General features: G+C 69.7%; 15 protein-coding genes. 5 read left to right on the top strand and 10 right to left on the bottom strand.

Going from position 1 to position 17,534, the window contains the following annotated elements; genetic code table 11:
• Position 1: 1 nt before the first annotated feature.
• On the bottom strand, positions 2 to 1,453 hold the full coding sequence (locus HWX36_RS03530; RefSeq protein WP_175950905.1) for an aldehyde dehydrogenase: 1,452 nt from the start codon (positions 1,451 to 1,453) through the stop codon (positions 2 to 4).
• Between the two features lie 38 nt (positions 1,454 to 1,491).
• The gene (gene mdlC, locus HWX36_RS03525) at positions 1,492 to 3,099 is read right to left on the bottom strand and encodes a benzoylformate decarboxylase (protein WP_175950904.1); all 1,608 of its coding nucleotides are present in this window, start codon (positions 3,097 to 3,099) and stop codon (positions 1,492 to 1,494) included.
• 97 nt (positions 3,100 to 3,196) lie between these two features.
• Here mdlC and HWX36_RS03520 point away from each other — a divergent pair, with 97 nt between their 5' ends.
• From HWX36_RS03520 to HWX36_RS03505, 4 genes are all read left to right on the top strand, one after another.
• On the top strand, positions 3,197 to 4,108 hold the full coding sequence (locus HWX36_RS03520; RefSeq protein WP_175950903.1) for a LysR family transcriptional regulator: 912 nt from the start codon (positions 3,197 to 3,199) through the stop codon (positions 4,106 to 4,108).
• A 198-nt stretch (positions 4,109 to 4,306) separates the two neighbouring features.
• Entirely contained in the window at positions 4,307 to 5,701 is a 1,395-nt protein-coding gene (gene dalD, locus HWX36_RS03515) for a D-arabinitol 4-dehydrogenase (RefSeq protein ID WP_175950902.1), read from the top strand.
• Between the two features lie 83 nt (positions 5,702 to 5,784).
• Positions 5,785 to 7,266, top strand: coding sequence for a xylulokinase (gene xylB / locus HWX36_RS03510; protein WP_175950901.1), 1,482 nt, complete (start codon positions 5,785 to 5,787; stop codon positions 7,264 to 7,266).
• A gap of 66 nt (positions 7,267 to 7,332) precedes the next feature.
• A complete protein-coding gene (locus HWX36_RS03505; protein ID WP_175950900.1) occupies positions 7,333 to 8,346 on the top strand; it encodes a sugar-binding transcriptional regulator in 1,014 nt (337 codons plus the stop codon).
• Between the two features lie 66 nt (positions 8,347 to 8,412).
• Here the strand turns inward: HWX36_RS03505 and ugpC are convergent, their stop codons facing one another.
• The 8 genes from ugpC to HWX36_RS03465 all read right to left on the bottom strand — a co-directional run bounded on the left by ugpC (position 8,413) and on the right by HWX36_RS03465 (position 16,725).
• The gene (gene ugpC, locus HWX36_RS03500) at positions 8,413 to 9,522 is read right to left on the bottom strand and encodes a sn-glycerol-3-phosphate ABC transporter ATP-binding protein UgpC (RefSeq protein WP_175950899.1); all 1,110 of its coding nucleotides are present in this window, start codon (positions 9,520 to 9,522) and stop codon (positions 8,413 to 8,415) included.
• Positions 9,523 to 9,584: 62 nt separating this feature from the next.
• Positions 9,585 to 10,268 carry an HAD family phosphatase gene (locus HWX36_RS03495; RefSeq protein ID WP_175950898.1) on the bottom strand — a complete coding sequence of 228 codons (684 nt, stop codon included), beginning with the start codon at positions 10,266 to 10,268 and terminating at the stop codon, positions 9,585 to 9,587.
• The gene (locus HWX36_RS03490) at positions 10,265 to 11,116 is read right to left on the bottom strand and encodes a carbohydrate ABC transporter permease (RefSeq protein ID WP_175950897.1); all 852 of its coding nucleotides are present in this window, start codon (positions 11,114 to 11,116) and stop codon (positions 10,265 to 10,267) included. The genes HWX36_RS03495 and HWX36_RS03490 overlap by 4 nt, the downstream gene beginning before the upstream one ends.
• Positions 11,113 to 12,066, bottom strand: a complete 954-nt coding sequence (locus tag HWX36_RS03485) for a sugar ABC transporter permease (RefSeq protein ID WP_175950896.1) — start codon at positions 12,064 to 12,066, stop codon at positions 11,113 to 11,115. Before HWX36_RS03485 ends, HWX36_RS03490 begins: the two co-directional genes overlap by 4 nt.
• Before the next feature lie 99 nt (positions 12,067 to 12,165).
• A complete protein-coding gene (locus tag HWX36_RS03480) occupies positions 12,166 to 13,491 on the bottom strand; it encodes a sugar ABC transporter substrate-binding protein (RefSeq protein ID WP_175950895.1) in 1,326 nt (441 codons plus the stop codon).
• Positions 13,492 to 13,549: 58 nt separating this feature from the next.
• Positions 13,550 to 14,908 (bottom strand): D-tagatose-bisphosphate aldolase, class II, non-catalytic subunit, encoded by a 1,359-nt coding sequence (locus HWX36_RS03475; protein WP_175950894.1) that lies wholly within the window; start codon positions 14,906 to 14,908, stop codon positions 13,550 to 13,552.
• On the bottom strand, positions 14,896 to 15,852 hold the full coding sequence (locus HWX36_RS03470) for a sugar kinase (RefSeq protein ID WP_175950893.1): 957 nt from the start codon (positions 15,850 to 15,852) through the stop codon (positions 14,896 to 14,898). The genes HWX36_RS03475 and HWX36_RS03470 overlap by 13 nt, the downstream gene beginning before the upstream one ends.
• 96 nt (positions 15,853 to 15,948) lie before the next feature.
• Positions 15,949 to 16,725 (bottom strand): L-iditol 2-dehydrogenase, encoded by a 777-nt coding sequence (locus tag HWX36_RS03465; protein ID WP_175950892.1) that lies wholly within the window; start codon positions 16,723 to 16,725, stop codon positions 15,949 to 15,951.
• 318 nt (positions 16,726 to 17,043) lie between these two features.
• Between HWX36_RS03465 and HWX36_RS03460 the strand changes: the two genes are divergently transcribed.
• Positions 17,044 to 17,505 carry a Fur family transcriptional regulator gene (locus tag HWX36_RS03460; protein ID WP_175950891.1) on the top strand — a complete coding sequence of 154 codons (462 nt, stop codon included), beginning with the start codon at positions 17,044 to 17,046 and terminating at the stop codon, positions 17,503 to 17,505.
• Positions 17,506 to 17,534 lie beyond the last annotated feature (29 nt).

Here is a 17,534-nt window from a genome sequence, read left to right as displayed (position 1 = left end):
GTCAGAACGGATAGTGGCGCGGTGCGGTCTGCACGGTGATCCAGCGCAGGTCCGTGAACGCCGCGATGCCGGCCTTGCCGCCGAAGTGGCCGAAGCCGCTGTCCTTCACGCCGCCGAACGGCATCTGCGCCTCGTCGTGCACGGTCGGACCGTTCACGTGGCAGATGCCCGACTCGATGCGTCCCGCGACGCGCAGCGCACGCGCGACGTCGCGGCTGAAGACGGCCGACGACAGCCCGAACGCGTTGTCGTTCGCGCAACGGATCGCCGCCTCCTCGCCATCGACGCGCACGATGCCCTTCACCGGGCCGAACGATTCTTCCGCATAGAGGCGCATCGCCGGCGTCACATGGTCGAGCAGCGTGGCCGGGTACAGCGTGCTGTCGGCCTTGCCGCCGCACACGAGCGTCGCGCCGTGCGCGAGCGCATCGTCGATCAGCGCATTGCAGCGCTCGACCGCCTTCATGTCGATCAGCGAACCGAGCACGACGGGCCCTTGTCGCGGATCGCCGAGCGGCAGCGACGCGGCCTTGTCGGCGAGCTTCGCGACGAACGCATCGGCGATCGATGCGTCGACGACGATGCGTTCGGTCGACATGCAGATCTGCCCGGAATTCGCGAACGCGCCGAACGCGGCGGCCGCGACCGCCGCATCGAGATCGGCATCGTCGAGCACGACGAACGGCGCCTTGCCGCCGAGTTCCAGCACCGACGGTTTCAGGTGACGTGCGCAGGCTTCGGCGACGATCCTGCCGACACGCGTCGAGCCCGTGAAATTCACGCGGCGCACGGCCGGATGCGCGATCAACGCATCGACGATGGCGCCCGCGTCCTCGGGCGCGTTCGTCACGAAATTGACGACGCCCGGCGGCAGCCCGGCTTCCTGCAGCGCCTCGACGATCAGCCCGTGCGTGACGGGGCACAGCTCCGAACCCTTCAGGACGACCGTGTTGCCGCACGCGAGCGGCAGCGCGAGCGCGCGCGTCGCGAGGATCACCGGCGCGTTCCACGGCGCGATGCCGAGCACGACGCCTGCCGGCTGCCGCACGCCCATCGCGAGCGAGCCCGGCACGTCGGACGGAATCAGCTCGCCGCCGACCTGCGTGGTCAGCGACGCGGCCTCGACGAGCCCGCTCGCGGCAAGATGCACGTTGAAGCCGGCCCACAGCGCGGAGGCGCCCGTCTCGGCCGCCATCGCGGCGACGAACTGCTCGTGCTTCGCTTCGAGTGCGGCGGCCGCCTTCAGCAGCAGCGCGCGGCGTGCGCCGGGACCGAGCACAGCCCAGTCGGGAAACGCGCGGGCGGCCGCGTCGGCCGCCGCACGCGCATCGTCGACGGTGCAGGCGGGCGCTTCGGACGCGACTGCGCCATCAAGCGGGTTGCGGCGCACGAAGGTCGCGCCGCCGGACGAGTGACGGCGTTCGCCGCCGATCAGCATCGATACGGTTTGCATGGAGTCTCCGGAAGGACGCGCGTTGCGCATCACGTAATTCAGGCAATCTCGACTTCGACGACGACCGGCGTCGCCGCACGCAGCGCATCGGTCAGCGTGTCGCGCAGATGCGCGGCATCGGTCACGCGCACCCCGCGGCAGCCCATCCCTTGCGCGAGCGCGACGAAATCCAGGTTCGGCAGATCGGTGCCCTGCACAGGGTCATCGGGGCCGAAGCCGAACACCGGCGCGAAATCCTGCAGCGCCGCGTAGCGCCGGTTGTTCAGGATCACGAACGTGATCGGCAGCTTCAGTTGCGCGGCGCTCCACAAGGCCTGGATCGAATACAGGCTCGACCCGTCGCCGATCAGCCCGATCACGCGCCGGCCCGGCTGCGCGAGCGCGACGCCGACAGCGGCCGGCATCCCGTAGCCGAGGCCGCCGCTGTCCATCGTGTAAAACGTGCCGCTGCGCGTGAACGGCAGGTGTTCCTGCATCACGGGCCGTGCGCTCGGCGCTTCCTCGACGACGATGTCGTGCGCGTCGCGCACGTCGGCGAGCGTCTGCAGCGCGAACGCGACCGGCATGCGCTCGCCGGCGGCCGGCGCTTCGACACGCGCACGCGGCGGCCGCGGTGCGGGCATCGGCCGCTCGGGCGGCGCCGGGCGCGCGAGCAGGTCGCGCGCGGCGAGCCGCAGGTTGCCGACGACCGCATCGCCCGACGGCGTCCACGCGGCGACGCCCGGATCGTCGACCAGCTGCACGAGCGTCGCGCCCGGCGGCACGTGCGGGCCGAAACCCTCGATGTGATAGGTGAACGCGGGCGCACCGAACGCGAACACGAGGTCGTGCCCGTCGAGCCGCGCGACGATCTTCTCGCGGATCGCGGGCAGGAAGCCGGCGAACAGCGGATGGTCCTCGGGGAAACTGCAGCGCCCCGACATCGGCGCGGCGTACACGCGCGCACGGTGCCGCTCGGCGAGCCGCACGGCCTCATCCCACGCACCGGCGCGATCGACGGCCGCACCGACCACGAACGCGGGACGCCGCGCGGCGTCGAGCGCGTGGCCGAGCCGCGCAAGCGCATCGGGATCGGGCCGCACGACACTGCTGACGTCGCGGCGCGGCAGCAGTTCGGCCGGCTGGTCCCAGTCGTCGACCGGGATCGACACGAACACCGGGCCGCGCGGTTCCTGCATCGCGATGCGGTACGCCCGCGCGATCGCGGCCGGCACGTCCTGCGCGCGCGCGGGCTCGATGCTCCACTTCACGTACGGCTTCGGCAGCTCGGCGGCCTGCGTCGCGCCGAGGAACGGGTCGAACGGCAGGATCGCGCGCGCCTGCTGGCCCGCGGTGACGATCAGCGGCGTGCGGTTCTTGAATGCGGTGAAGAGGTTGCCCATCGCGTTGCCGACGCCCGCCGCCGAATGCAGGTTGACGACCGCCGCGTTGCCGGTGGCCTGCGCATGGCCGTCGGCCATCCCGACCACGACGGCTTCATGCAAACCGAGCACGTAGCGGAAATCGTCCGGGAAGTCGCGGAACATCGGCAGCTCGGTCGAGCCGGGATTGCCGAACACGCGGTCGATGCCGAACTGGCGAAGCAGGTCGATCACCGCATCGCGAACGGTGATCGATGCGGCGGAAGGGGACGGATGTCCGGACATGCTCGGCGCTCCTCGATGGCTTGGCGGTTTCCACAGTATCGAAGCGCAAGCCATTCTCGGATACTGTATTTTTTGCGATAAGCCATACCATTGCGTCATGACTTTCGATCTCCGACAATTGCGCGCCTTCACGACGATCGTCGCGTGCGGCAGCCTCGGCCGCGCCGCCGACGCGCTGCACGTGACCCAGCCAGCGCTGAGCCGGATCCTGAAGCGGCTCGAGGACCAGGTCGGTGCGCCGTTGTTCGAGCGTCACTCGAAGGGCGTGCAGCTCACCGCGTTCGGCGAGGCGCTGCTGCCGCACGCGACGCTGCTGCAGCACGAGGCCGAGCACGCGCGCGAAGAGCTCGACGCGATGCGCGGGTTCGCGAAGGGCACGATCAAGGTCGGCACGGTGGGCAGCATCGCGAGCCTCGTGCTGCCGGTCGCGGTGGGCCGCGTGCTCGACCGCTGGCCGAACCTGCGCGTCGAGATCATCGAAGGCGTGTGGGACCGGCTCGCGGAAGGGCTGAACAAGCACGAGATCGATCTCGCGCTGTCCGCGCACGGGCCCGATACCGACGAGATCGTCGCGATTCCCGAGTGCCGCTGGGAAGATCGCAGCCATATCGTTGCGGCGCCGCACCATCCGCTGCGCGCGCTCGGCCGCGCGCCGACGCTCGCCGATACGCTGCACGCGCGCTGGGCGATTCCGCCGCGCGGCACCGCGCCGTTCGACCACATGCGGGCGACCTTCGACGCGCACGGGCTCGCGCTGCCCGACATCGCGGTCGAGACGCGCTCGGTCACGACATTGAAGAGCCTCGTCGCGCATGCGGGCTTCCTGAGCTGGATGGCCGAGCCGATGTACGGCGCCGAGCAGCGCGCCGGCACGATCGACACGCTGCCCGTGCACGAGGTCGTCGCGGTACGCACGCTCACCGCGTTCCGGCGCCGCCACGGCATCCTGCCGGGGCCGGCCGGCAAGCTGCTCGACGAACTCGTCGCGCTGACGCGCGAAGGACGCTGACGGCACCTCGCGCACCGGCCGCCCGTTCGCGCGCTCCCCGCCCTGCCCGCGCCGCCACCGCAGCGCACCATCGAAATGCGGTTTCCCCACCTTGACTTTCGCTCGCCCGAATACGATCATTCGCTCACACAAAGAGCAAATGATCGTATTCGTCGGTCGCATTCGACAGGACAGTCAGGCACGAACAGGAGACACCGGATGAGCGCATCGCCCTCCGCCCGCACGCCCGTGCTGCTGCACATCGGCGCGGGCTCGTTTCACCGCGCGCACCAGGCGTGGTATCTGCATCGCGTGAACGCGGCCGTACCGGCCGACGAGCGCTGGTCGCTGACCGTCGGCAACATCCGCGACGACATGCACGCGACGATGGACGCACTCGCCGCGCAGCACGGCGCCTACACGCTCGAAACCGTCACGCCGCAAGGCGAACGCGCGTACGAGACGATCCGGGCGATCACGCGCGTGCTGCCGTGGTCGATCGACCTCGCCGCGCTGATCGACGCCGGCGCCGATCCGGCCTGCCGGATCGTATCGTTCACCGTCACCGAAGGCGGCTACTACCTCGACGAACACAACCGGCTCGACATCGCGAACGCCGATCTCGCGGCCGACCTGCAAGGCGCGCGCACGACGCTGTACGGCGCGCTCGCCGCGCTGCTCGCCGAACGCGTGAAGCGCGGCGCGGGCCCGCTCACGCTGCAGAGCTGCGACAACCTGCGCAACAACGGCGCGCGCTTTCGCGCGGGGATGCGCGAATTCCTCGACCGGCGCGGGCAGGCCGACCTGCTCGCGTGGTTCGATGCGAACGTCGCCACGCCGAGCGCGATGGTCGACCGCATTACGCCGCGCCCGACCGCCGACGTGCGCGAACGCGTGCTGGCCGCCACCGGCATCGACGACGCTTGCCCGGTGATGGGCGAATCGTTCATCCAGTGGGTGATCGAGGACCGCTTCGCGGCCGGCCGGCCGCGCTGGGAGCTGGCCGGCGCCGAACTCGTCGATGACGTGCACCCGTACGAGGAAGCGAAGATCCGCATCCTCAACGCGACGCACAGCTGCATCGCGTGGGCCGGCACGCTCGCGGGCTACACCTACATTCACGAAGGCACGCACGACGCGGCGATCCGGCGCTTCGCGCACGACTACGTGACGCAGGACGTGATCCCGTGCCTCACGCCGAGCCCGCTCGATCTCGCGCGCTACCGCGACGTCGTGCTCGAGCGCTTCGGCAACCCGTACGTGCTCGACACGAACCAGCGCGTCGCGGCCGACGGCTTCTCGAAGATCCCCGGCTTCATCGCGCCGACGCTCGTCGAATCGTTCGCACGCGGCGCGGCGCCGGTCGCCACCACCGTGCTGCCCGCGCTGTTCCTGCGCTTTCTCGAACGCTGGGCGCGCGGCACCTTGCCGTACGCATACCAGGACGGCGTGATGGACGAAGGCGCCGCGCGGGCGATCGTCGCGGCCGACGACCCGGTCGTCGCGCTGTGCGCGAGCCGCCCGCTGTGGGGCTCGCTCGCCGGCAACGCGGCGCTGTTCGAGGCGCTGCGCGCCGGACTCGCGCGGGTCGACGCATGGCTCGCGGCACGCTGACCCGCATCCGGGCGAACCTGCCTTGGCACGGGCGCGGCCGCGCGGCTAAAGTAGCGACTCCCCACTGACGGAACGGATCGCACATGTATCTCGGCATCGACCTCGGCACCTCGGAAGTGAAGGTGCTGCTGCTCGCCCCGGACGGCACGGTCGTCGGCACCGCCGGCTCGCCGTTCACCGTGTCGCGGCCGCATCCGCGCTGGGCCGAACAGCATCCGGAGGACTGGTGGCAAGGCACGCTCGCCGCGCTCGCGGCCCTGCGCGAACGGCACCGCCAGGCGTTCGCGGCCGTGCGCGGCATCGGGCTGTCGGGCCAGATGCACGGCGCCGTGCTGCTCGGGCGCGACGACCGTGTGCTGCGCCCCGCGATCCTGTGGAACGACATGCGCAGCGCCGACGAATGCGCGCTGCTCACCGAACGCGCGCCCGATCTCCACGCACTGGCCGGCAATCTCGCGATGCCGGGCTTCACCGCGCCGAAACTGCTGTGGGTCGCGAAGCACGAACCCGACGTGTTCGCGGCGACCGCCTGCGTGCTGATGCCGAAGGACTACCTGCGGTTCCGGCTGACCGGCGCGAAGGTGTCCGATCCGTCGGACGCGGCCGGCACGCTGTGGCTCGACGTCGCGCGCCGCGACTGGTCCGATGCGCTGCTCGCCGCGTGCGGGATGTCGCGTGACCAGATGCCGCGCATCGTCGAAGGCAATGCGCCGTCCGGCACGCTGCGCGCGGACATCGCCCGCGAACTCGGGCTCTCGGAAGCCGTCGTGGTCGCCGGCGGCGGCGGCGACAACGCGACGAGCGCGCTCGGCATCGGCGCGATCCATGCCGGCGACGGCTTCGTATCGCTCGGCACGTCGGGCGTGCTGAGCGTGGTCGGCGATCGTTTCATGCCGAATCCCGCGTCGGCCGTGCATGCGTTCTGCCATGCGATTCCCGATCGCTGGCAATTGATGAGCGTCGTGCTGTCGGCCGCGAGCTGCCTGCGCTGGGTCTGCAAGCTGACCGGCACCGACGAGCCCGCGCTGCTCGCCGAAGTCGAGGCGCTCGACGCCGACGCGCTCGCGACGGCGCCGCTGTTCCTGCCCTACCTGTCCGGCGAGCGTACGCCACACAACGATCCGTACGCGCAGGGCGTGTTCTTCGGGATGACGCATGCGACCGAACGCGCGCATCTCGGCTACGCGGTACTCGAAGGCGTGACGCTCGGCCTCGCCGACGGTCTCGACGCGCTGCATGCGGCCGGCGTCGAAACCGACCGGCTGTCGCTGATCGGCGGCGGTGCACGCAGCGCGTTCTGGGCGCAACTGATCGCGGATGCGCTGAACGTGCGCACGCGCCAGCACGGCGGCGGCGAAACGGGCGCGGCGCTCGGCGCGGCGCGGCTCGGCTGGCTGGCCGTCGGCGGCGATCCGCATGCGGTGCTGACCAAGCCGCCGGTGCGCGCCGAATACACGCCGGACGCCGCCCGCCATGCGCGGCTGCGCGAACGCCTCGATGCGTTCCGCGCGCTGTACCGCCACGTGCGGCCGCTGTACGAACCGTCGCGCGCGCGGCTCGCGTAAGCACCACCGCCGCGCGCCGATCGGCCGTCGGTCGTGCGCAAGACATGCGGTACAGTGGATGCCGTCATGCGGCCCATCGGCCGGCCCGCGGGGCGGCCCCCAGATCCGAATCGAATCGCTATCGTGTCCAAGTCCTCAGAAAAACTCGATCTCGCCACGCGTGCCGCGTGGCTCTACTACGTCGCGGGCGACACGCAGAACGAAATCGCGGAAAAGCTGCAGGTGTCGCGCCCGGTCGCGCAGCGCCTGGTCGCGTTCGCGGTCGAAAAGAACCTGATCCGCGTGCGCGTCGATCATCAACTCGCCGGCTGCCTCGATCTCGGCGCGCAACTGTCGAAGCGCTACGGCCTCGCAATGTGCGAAGTCGTGCCCGTCGATGCCGACGCGCCCGACGCGATCGACCGCAAGCTCGCGGTCGCCGGCGCGCAGGTGATGGAGCGCTACCTGAACGAAACGCGGCCGATGGTGATTGCCGTCAGCAGCGGCCGGACGCTGAAGGCCGCGGTCGCGCAGATCGCGCAGATCGACCGCCCGCAGCACCGGCTCGTGTCGATGGTCGGCGCGATCGCGGCCGACGGATCGTCGAACCGCTACGACGTCGCGCAGTACATCTCCGAGAAAACCAGCAGCAAGCACTTCCTGCTGCCCGCGCCGCTGTTCGCCGACAGCGCCGCCGAGCGCGCGCAGTGGTGCAATCACCGGCTGTACCGGATCGTCGAGGCGCTGTCGGGCAAGGCCGATGTCGCGTTCGTCGGGATCGGCAACATCGGCCCGCACTGCCCGCTCTACGAAGACGGCTTCATCACCGAACAGGAGCGCGACGAGATGACCTCGCTGGGAGCGGTGGCCGAACTGCTCGGCATGCCCATCGACGCGCACGGCAAGATGATCGACGTGTCGACCAGCGCGCGCGTGACGAGCGTCGCGCTCGCCACGCCGCCGAAGCGCCCGACGATCGCATTCGCCGGCGGCCCGAAGAAACGCGACGCGGTGATCGCCGCGCTGCGCGGCGGCTGGCTGTCGGGGCTCGTCACCGACGAAACCTGCGCGCGGGCCGCGCTCGACGCGAAGGCGGCCTGACGCCGAAGCCGCGCGCGGCAGTCGGTTACATGGCCGCGCACCCGCCGCTGTGAGCGCGGCCGGCCGTCATGCGGCCTTCGCGTGCACGCCCAGCCGGCGCAACGCCTGCCCGTGCTCGTCGAACAGGTGGCAGTGCTCGGCTTCCGCGCTCACGTGCAGCGCCTCGCCGGTGCGGTACGTGTCGAGCGGCGGAATCCGCGCGATCAGCCCGTCCGGCGCGACGGCCGACTCCGCATACAGGTACGCGGCATCGCCGAGCGACTCCACGGCCATCGTCTTCGCAGCGACGCCGGCAGCCGCCGCTTCGACTTTCAGGTGCTCGGGCCGCACGCCGACCGTCACCGCCGCCCCGCGCTGCAGCCCCGCCGCCTCGACCGCGACGCGCTGCGTCTCGCCGCTGTCGAAGCGCACGAGCACGCCGCCCGCATCGACCGATTCGACGGCACCCTTCAGGAAGTTCATCTTCGGCGAACCGATGAAGCCCGCGACGAACAGGTTCGCCGGCGCGTGATACAGCGCGTTCGGCGTGCCGACCTGCTGCACCGCGCCGCCCGACAGCACGACGATCTTGTCCGCGAGCGTCATCGCCTCGACCTGGTCGTGCGTCACATAGATCATCGTCGTCTTCAGCTCGTCGTGCAGCCGCGCGAACTCCAGCCGCATCTTCACGCGCAGCGCCGCGTCGAGGTTCGACAGCGGCTCGTCGAACAGGAACACCTTCGGCTTGCGCGTGATCGCACGGCCGATCGCGACGCGCTGCCGCTGGCCGCCCGACAACTGCTTCGGCTTGCGGTCGAGCAGATGGTCGATGTGCAGGATCTTCGCGGCCTGCTTCACGGCCTGGTCGATCTCCGGCTTCTTCGCGCCCGCGAGCTTCAGGCCGAACGCCATGTTGTCGTACAGCGTCATGTGCGGGTACAGCGCATACGACTGGAACACCATCGCAATGCCGCGCTTCGCGCTCGGCACGTCGTTGACCTTCGCGCCGTCGATCAGCAGGTCGCCGCTCGAAATATCCTCGAGGCCGGCGATCATCCGCATCAGCGTGGATTTGCCGCAGCCGCTCGGGCCGACGAACACGACGAATTCGCCGTCGGCGATGTCGAGGTTCACGTTGCGCAGCACTTCGGTGTCGTCGTAGCGCTTCGCGATGTTGCGCAGGAGCACGCTTGCCATGATCTGTCTCCGTTCGTTCGTGATGCGCCGCGTCGAACGCGGCGCGCAGTCGTTCGTGGTTGCTAGTTCGGCAGCACCGCGCCGGTCGCCTGCCAGCGCGCGACGTAACCGGGCAGCTCGTGCATGTCGTCGAATACGTGACGCGCGCCGATCCCGCGCAGCGCGTCGATCTGCGCGGCCGACGCATGCCCGCCGCCGACGAAGCCGAGCACGGTCATGCCGGCCGCGGCGGCCGCGGTGATGCCGGTCACGCTGTCCTCGACCACGAGGCACTGGGCGGGCGCGACGCCGAGCGTGCGCGCCGCCGCGAGATACACGTCGGGCGCCGGCTTCGGCCGCGCGACGGCATCCGCGCAGAACAGCCGGTCGCCGAAGAAACGCGCGAGGCCCGTGCGTGCCAGTGCCGCCTCGACGTACGCGCGGTAGCTGTTGCTCGCGCAGGCGGTCGTCAGTTGAATCGCGCCCAGCGCCGCATCGATGCCGTCGACCATCGGCGCATTGACGGCCGCCGCCTCGACCGCGGCACGGATTTCGACGACGTCGTCGTTCGACAGCCTGCGCCCGACGGCCTCGCTCGCGCCGGCCAGCACGCGCTCGATGCGCAGCCCGAGCAACGGCATCACGGCCGGCCGCGCATCGACGCCCGGCCAGCGCGCATCGAGCTCGCGCACGAGCACGTCGGCAGCCACCGCCTCGCTGTCGATCAGCACGCCGTCGCAATCGCAGATCAGTACGCTCGTCGTCATTTGACCGCTCCGAACGTGAGCCCGCGCACCAGCTGCTTCTGCGACAGCCAGCCGACGATCAGGATCGGCGCGACCGCGAGCAGCGAAGCCGCCGACAGCTTCGCCCAGAACAACCCTTCGGGGCTCGAGTACGACGCGATGAACACGGTCAGCGGCGCCGCGTTCGAGCTCGACAGGTTGATGCTCCAGAACGCCTCGTTCCACGACAGGATCACGAGCAGCAGCGCGGTGGACGCGAGCCCCGGCAGCGCCATCGGCATCAGCAGGTAGACGATCTCCTGCCACGTCGATGCGCCGTCGATGCGCCCGGCTTCGAGGATGTCCTTCGGGATCTCGTTGAAGTACGTGAAGGTCATCCACACCGCGATCGGCAGGTTGATCAGCGTGTAGACGATCACGAGGCCCGACACCGTATCGAGCAGCCCCGCGTTCTTCCACAGCAGGTAGATCGGCACGAGCACGCCGACCGACGGCATCATCTTCGTCGACAGCATCCACAGCAGCACCTTCTGCGTGCGGTGGTTCGGGAAGAACGCCATCGCGTACGCGGCCGGCACCGCGAACAAAAGCGAGATCACCGTGACACCCGCCGAGATCAGCACCGAATTCCACGCGAACGCGAAATAGTTGCTGCGCGCGAACACCTCGCGGAAGCTGTCGAGCGTCGGCATGAAGAACAGCGTCGATGCATACGCCTGCTGCTCGGTCTTGAACGCGGTAATCGCCATCCAGAAGATCGGAAAGAACAGCAACAGCGCGATCAGCCACGCGAGCGCGCCGGGCAGCGCGCGCCGCACGAGGTCGAACACGGCCGGCACGCGCCGGCCTTCGAAGGTCAGGTCGCTCATTTCTCGTACTCTCCCTTCAGGTTGCGCGCGAGCATCCGCACGAGGAAGAACGACACGACGTTCGCGACCACCACGGCGATGATCCCGCCCGCGGACGCGAGGCCGACGTCGAACTGCTGCAGGCCGAGCGCGTAGATCAGGTACGACAGGTTGGTCGTCGCGTCGCCGGGGCCACCGCCGGTCGTCGTGTAGATCTCCGCGAAGATCGACAGCAGGAAGATGGTCTCCATCATCACGACCACGGCGATCGCGCGCTTCAGGTGCGGCAGCGTGATGTAGAAGAACATCGCGATCGGGCCCGCGCCGTCGATGCGCGCGGCTTCCTTCTGCTCCTGGTCGAGCGACTGGATCGCGGTGAACAGGATCAGGAACGCGAACGGCAGCCATTGCCACGCGACGATGATGATCACGGCGGTGAGCGGGTAATCCGCGAACCAGTCGATCGGCGTCATCCCGAGCGCGCGCATCGCGGTCGCGACAAGCCCGTACACCGGGTGCAGGATCATGTTCTTCCAGATCAGCGCGGATACCGTCGGCATCACGAAGAACGGCGCGATCGCGAGCAGGCGTGCCACGCCCTGCCCGTAGAACTTGCGGTCGAACAGCACGGACATCAGCACGCCGCCGATCACCGTGATCGCGAGCACCGCGCCGATCAGCACGAGCGTGTGCCAGATCGCGGGCAGGAACGACGGATCGGTCGCGAGGAAGCGGTAGTTGTCGAGCCCGGCGAAACCCTTCACGTCCGGGTTCAGCAGGTTGTAGCGCGAGAACGAATACCAGATCGTCATCGCGAGCGGAATCGACATCCACAGCAGCAGCACCGCGACGGACGGCGAGACGAGCCAGCTCGCGCCGCCGCGCGCACGGCGCGGCGCGCCGGGCGGCGACGACGCGTCGCCCGCCGACGGCGCGTGGGCATGGCTCAGGGGAAGACGCAGGTGTCGCATGATCGGAGTCCCTCCGGTTGAGGCGCGGGCGCGAAGGCCAGCCCGCCTTTCGGCTTCGACGACGCGCACCGTGCGCCACCGCGCACGGTGCGGGCCGCATTACTTCTTGTAGCCGGCCTGCCGCACCGCTCGGTCGGCGGCGGCCTGCCCGGCGGCGAGCGCCTGGTCGACCGTCATCTGGCCCGCCACCGCACCCGCGATCGACTGGCCGACCACCGTGCCGAACGACTGGAATTCAGGAATCCCGACGTACTGCACGCCCGTGTACGGCACTTTCTTCAGCGACGGATCGTTCGGATCGGCCGTCTCGATCGCCTTCAGCACGAAGTCCGAGAACGGCGCGGCGGCCTTGTACTCGGGGCGCTGATACGTCGACGTACGCGTGCCCGGCGGCACCGACGCCCAGCCTTCGTCCTTGCCGACCATCTCGACGTACTGCTTCGACGTCGCCCATGTGATGAACTTGCGCGCGGCGTCCTGCTGCTTCGACGTCTTCGGGATCGCGAGCGCCCACGCCCACAGCCAGTGCGAACCCTTCGGCGTGACCGCGACCGGCGCGGCCGCGAAGCCGATCCTGTCGGCGACCTGCGACTGCTGCTTGTTGTAGAGCATCCCGGCCGCGACCGTCGCGTCGATCCACATCGCGCACTTGCCGGACGACATCAGCGTCAGGTTCTCGTTGAAGCCGTTCGAGCTCGCTCCCGGCGGGCCGTCTTTCCTCAGCAGGTTCACGTAGAACGTGATCGCCTTCTTCCATTCCGGCGACGTGAGCTGCGCGTTCCAGTTCTCGTCGAACCAGCGGCCGCCGAACGTGTTCACGACCGTCGACACGTACGCCATGTTCTCGCCCCACCCGGCCTTGCCGCGCAGGCAGATCCCGTAGGTGCCCTTCGCCTTGTCGGTGAGCTTGTCCGCGAATTCGGCGATCTGGTCGTAGGTCGGCTGGTCGGGCATCTTCAGCCCCTTCGCCGCGAACAGGTCCTTGCGGTAGAACGTCATCGAGCTTTCGACGTAGAACGGCAGCGCGTACAGCTGGCCGTTGTACGACAGGCTGTCGCGCGCGGTCTTCACGATGTCGTTCAGGTCGTAGTCGGCGGGCAGGCCGGTGATCGGCGCGAGCCAGCCGCGCTTGCCCCACTGCGGCGTCTCGTAGGTCCCGATCGCCATCACGTCGAACTGGCCGCTGCCGGTCGTGATGTCGGTCGTCGCGCGCTGGCGCAGCACGTTTTCCTCGAGGATCACCCAGTTCAGCTTGATGTCCGGGTTCGCCTTCTCGAATGCCGGCGACAGCTTCTTCAGCTCGATCATGTCGGGATTGTTCAGCGTCGCGATCGTCAGCGTGCCGGCGGACGCGGCGCAGGCCGCCGTCGCGAGCGCGGCTCCGGCGAAGCAGCGTGCGGCGGCGTCGAGCATCTTTCGTTGCATGGCATGTCTCCTGTGTTTTTTCGAAGTGTCGTCGGTACTGCGTTTCGCTCGCGGCCCGTCATGCCGGCCGCTGCATTCCGCACGCGCGCGCATAGTGCGCGATCACGTCGCGTATCCGGTGGCGCACCCATGCGCGCGGCTCTTTCTCGAGGCCGCCCGCGCGGCATGCCGCGTACACGTCCGGCAACCACTGCGCGACGAGCGTTTCCGGCACCGGCTGGCGCGCCAGGTTGTCGAACAGTTGCTCGACCGCGGCCGCGACGGCCGGCTGCAGCCAGTAGTAGCGGATCCGGTCGCTGTAGCTGAACTGGCGCGCGAGCCGCTGCTCGGCTTCGTCGCCGCGGTAGTACGGCGCCCAGTGCTCGGGCTGCGCGCGCATCGCGGCGTCGACGACGTCGCGCAACCGCGAGCGCTGTGCGGGCTCATCGATCAATGCGTCCTCGATGAAGGTCAGCGCGAACAGCGCCTCGCGCAGCGCGAACGTCAGCGCGGGGCCGACCTTCAGCACCGCGAAGTGGTCGCGCACGAGCGCGGCGAGTGCGCCCTCGGTCTGGTAGTCGGTCGAATGCGCCTCGAACACGAGGCGCGGTATCTGCAGGATACTCGCGCCGAGCGAGGCGGCCTTTGTGCTGTCATAGTCGAGCACGTGGCGATCGTCGAAGTCGACGCCCGGTTGCGCGACGATCGCGACGACACGCGTCCATGCATCGTCGAGACCGGCAGCCGCGAACGCGTGGCGGTGCGCGTCGAGCGTGGCCGCGATGCTGTCGCTGCGCGTGACCGCAATGTGTGCGATCGCTGCGTCGCCGCCGCTGCCGCTGCCGCCGACTTCGCCGCCCGGCGTCGGCACCTCGGTGCCGATCACGTAGACGGGCGCGATGCCGGCGCGCGCCGCCGCGTCTTCCGCCGCGCGGCACAGCTCGGCCGCGCGCGCGGCGATCGTGCGATCGTCGAGCCGCACCGGATCGCCGGCGCAAGCCATGCTCGCATCGAGATGGATCTTCTCGAAACCGGCTTCGACGTACGCGGCGACCATCGCGCACGCTTCGCGCATCGCGTCGGCCGCGCGGCGATGCCGCCACGGGTTCGGGCCGAGATGGTCGCCGCCGAGCACGAGCGCCGACGGGGCCAGCCCGCAACGCTGCGCGATCGCGTCGACGTCACGGCGGAAATCGGCCGGCGTCATGCCCGTATAACCGCCGAGATGGTTGACCTGGTTGCAGGTCGCTTCGATCAGCAGCGGCGAACCGTCCGCGCGCGCCGCTTCGCACGCGGCCTCCAGCACGAGCCGGTGGGCACTGCAGATCGCGTAAATGCCGCGCTGCGCGTCCGCGCGGTTCGCGTCGAAGATCATCCGCAGCACGGCGTCCGCATGCGCGGTGCGCGAACGCTCGACGAAGGTCGTCAGGCCGGACATGCAATCCCTCGTTCGGTCAGGAAACGGTCGATTTCGACTGCACTGCTGTTGCCTTCCATCGGGCCGCGCCGCGTGACCGCGATCGCACCGGCCGCGTTCGCGCGGCGCAGCGCGATCTCGATCGGCACGCCCGCGACGAGGCTCGCGACCAGCGTGCCGCCGAAGCAGTCGCCGGCGCCGGTCGGATCGACTTCGTCGACCTGGAACGCGGGCGCTTCCACGCGGTTCGCCCGGTCGAACGCGACGCTGCCTTGCGCGCCGCGTTTCAGCACGACACGCTCGAGCAGCGGATGCGTCGCGAGCAGGCCCGCGATCGCGCGCTCGGCCGGCTGCGGCCCGCAGAAAAACGGCAGGTCGGCTTCGCTCGGCAGGAACAGGTGGCAGGCCGCGAGCATCGCGTCGAGCGCCGCGCGCATTGGCCGAAAACCCAGCATTTCGTGCCGCACGTTCGGATCGAACGACACCTTCGCGCCGGCGCGCGCCGCCTCGATCACGCCGCGCTGCACCGCGGCGATCGCCGATTCGCTCGTCAGCGACGAGCCCATCACGTGGAAATAACGGCAGCCGTCGAACATCGCGGTGTCGACGTCGGACGCATCGACGCACGCGGCCGCGCTGGTGGACAGGCTGTAGACGAAGCTGCGCGAGCCGTCGTCGCGATACGCGACGAACGCGGTGCCGGTCGGACGCGCGACGCGGCGAATGCGCGCGACGTCGACCCCGTCGCGTTCGAGCCGCGCGACGATCGCGTCACCAAACGCGTCGCGGCCGACGCAGCCCGCATACGCGACGCGCGCACCGAGCCGCGCGGCCTGGTCGGCAAAGATCGCCGGCGCGCCGCTCGGGAACGGCCCCTCGAACAGCCCCGGCGCATCGAAACCCTGGCCGCGCCCGGCGGCGACGAATTCGGCGAGCAGTTCGCCGGCGACGACGATCTCGGCCATCAGGCGTGCCCTCCTCGTTCGACGGCGGCCTCGGCGTGCGGCCATGCCGCTGCGTCGCAGGCCGGCAGGCAAGTGGCGCGTGCGAGCGGCACCATGTCAGCTCATCCAGTTGCCGCCGTCGACGTTCAGCGTCTGGGCGGTGATGTAGTCGGCGTCGGACGACGCGAGGAACAATGCGGCGCCGGTCAGGTCGCCCGGCACGCCCATGCGGCCGAGCGGCACGGCTTCGCCGACCAGCCGCTTCTTCTCGCCGAGCGGCCGGTTCTCGTAGCGCGCGAACAGCGCATCGACCTGTTCCCACATCGGCGTGTCGACGACGCCCGGCGCGATGCCGTTCACGTTGATCCGGTGCGGCGCGAGCGCGAGCGCGGCCGACTGCGTATAGCTGATCACCGCGGCCTTGGTCGCGCAGTAGTGCGAAACGAGCGCCTCGCCGCGACGCCCGGCCTGCGACGACATGTTGACGATCTTGCCGCCGCGCCCCTGCTCGACCATCCGCTGTGCGACGGCCTGCATCAGGAAGAACAGCCCTTTCACGTTGACCGCGAACAGCCGGTCGAACACGTCCCACGATTCGTCGAGTATCGGGCGCATGTCGAACAGCGCCGCGTTGTTGAACAGGATGTCGACGCCGCCGAAGCGTTCGACCGTCGTGGTGACGATCCGCTCGATGTCGTCGCGACGCGTGACGTCCGCGGTGACGGCCACCGCGCGGCCGGGGTTCGCCTCGATGAGCCGCGCGAGCGAGCCGCCTGCCGGCTTCACGTCGACGAGCACGCAGCGTGCGCCCTCGTCCAGATAGCGTTGCGCGACCGCCTCGCCGATGCCGCTTGCGGCGCCCGTCAGGATCGCGACCTTGTCTTCCAGTCTCACTGGCTGTCTCCGGTTCGTTCTGCTTTACGACGGCTGCGAGGTGAGCGAACGCTCGCCAACCGATCAATTGCTCTAGTAGTGATCGAATGATCGGATACGCGATTCGCGCTGTCAAGGCGGCGTGACGGCTTTCTATGATGCGCTGCGGCACACCGGCGCAGCGTGGCGGCCTGCCGCGCACGCCCGGCAAGGCGCGGCGCGCGCGGTGCGGCGCGGTCGGAATCGCGATGAAGGGGACGGAAAGGGGAATTCGCGCTGCACGGCGCGGCGATACGTTATATCATCGCCGTACTTTGTTTCATCGCCCTGCTTCACGCCATGGCTACCTCATCGTCCATTGACGCCCGGCTGACCCGGGCCGACGCATTCGCCGCCGAGCACGGGCTCGCGTGGACGCCGCTGCGCCGCCAGGTCTACGAGCACGTGCTGGCCGCGCAGCGCCCGATCGGCGCGTACGACCTGCTCGCCGAACTCGAGCCGCAGCGCGGCCGCGTGCCGCCCACGACCGTCTACCGCGCGCTGGATTTCCTCGTCGAGCACGGCTTCATCCACCGGATCGAATCGAAGAACGCGTTCTTCGCGTGCTGCGAGATCGGCGTGCCGCACGAAGGCCAGTTCCTGATCTGCGATTCGTGCGGCGACACCGTCGAGATTCCCGGCGGCGACCTCGCCAAGCAGTTGTCCGCGAGCGAGCCCGCGCACGGTTTCGAAGTCCACCACCAGGTCGTCGAGCTGAGCGGCCTGTGCGGGCACTGCAAGCACAAGCCCGCGCAACGCTGACGCGTATCGTGCGGCGCAAGCGCCGCCCC

It is taken from the genome of Burkholderia sp. BCC0405, assembly GCF_902833075.1.
Taxonomy (GTDB): Bacteria; Pseudomonadota; Gammaproteobacteria; order Burkholderiales; family Burkholderiaceae; genus Burkholderia.
This window is presented reverse-complemented; position numbering and strand designations above follow the sequence as displayed.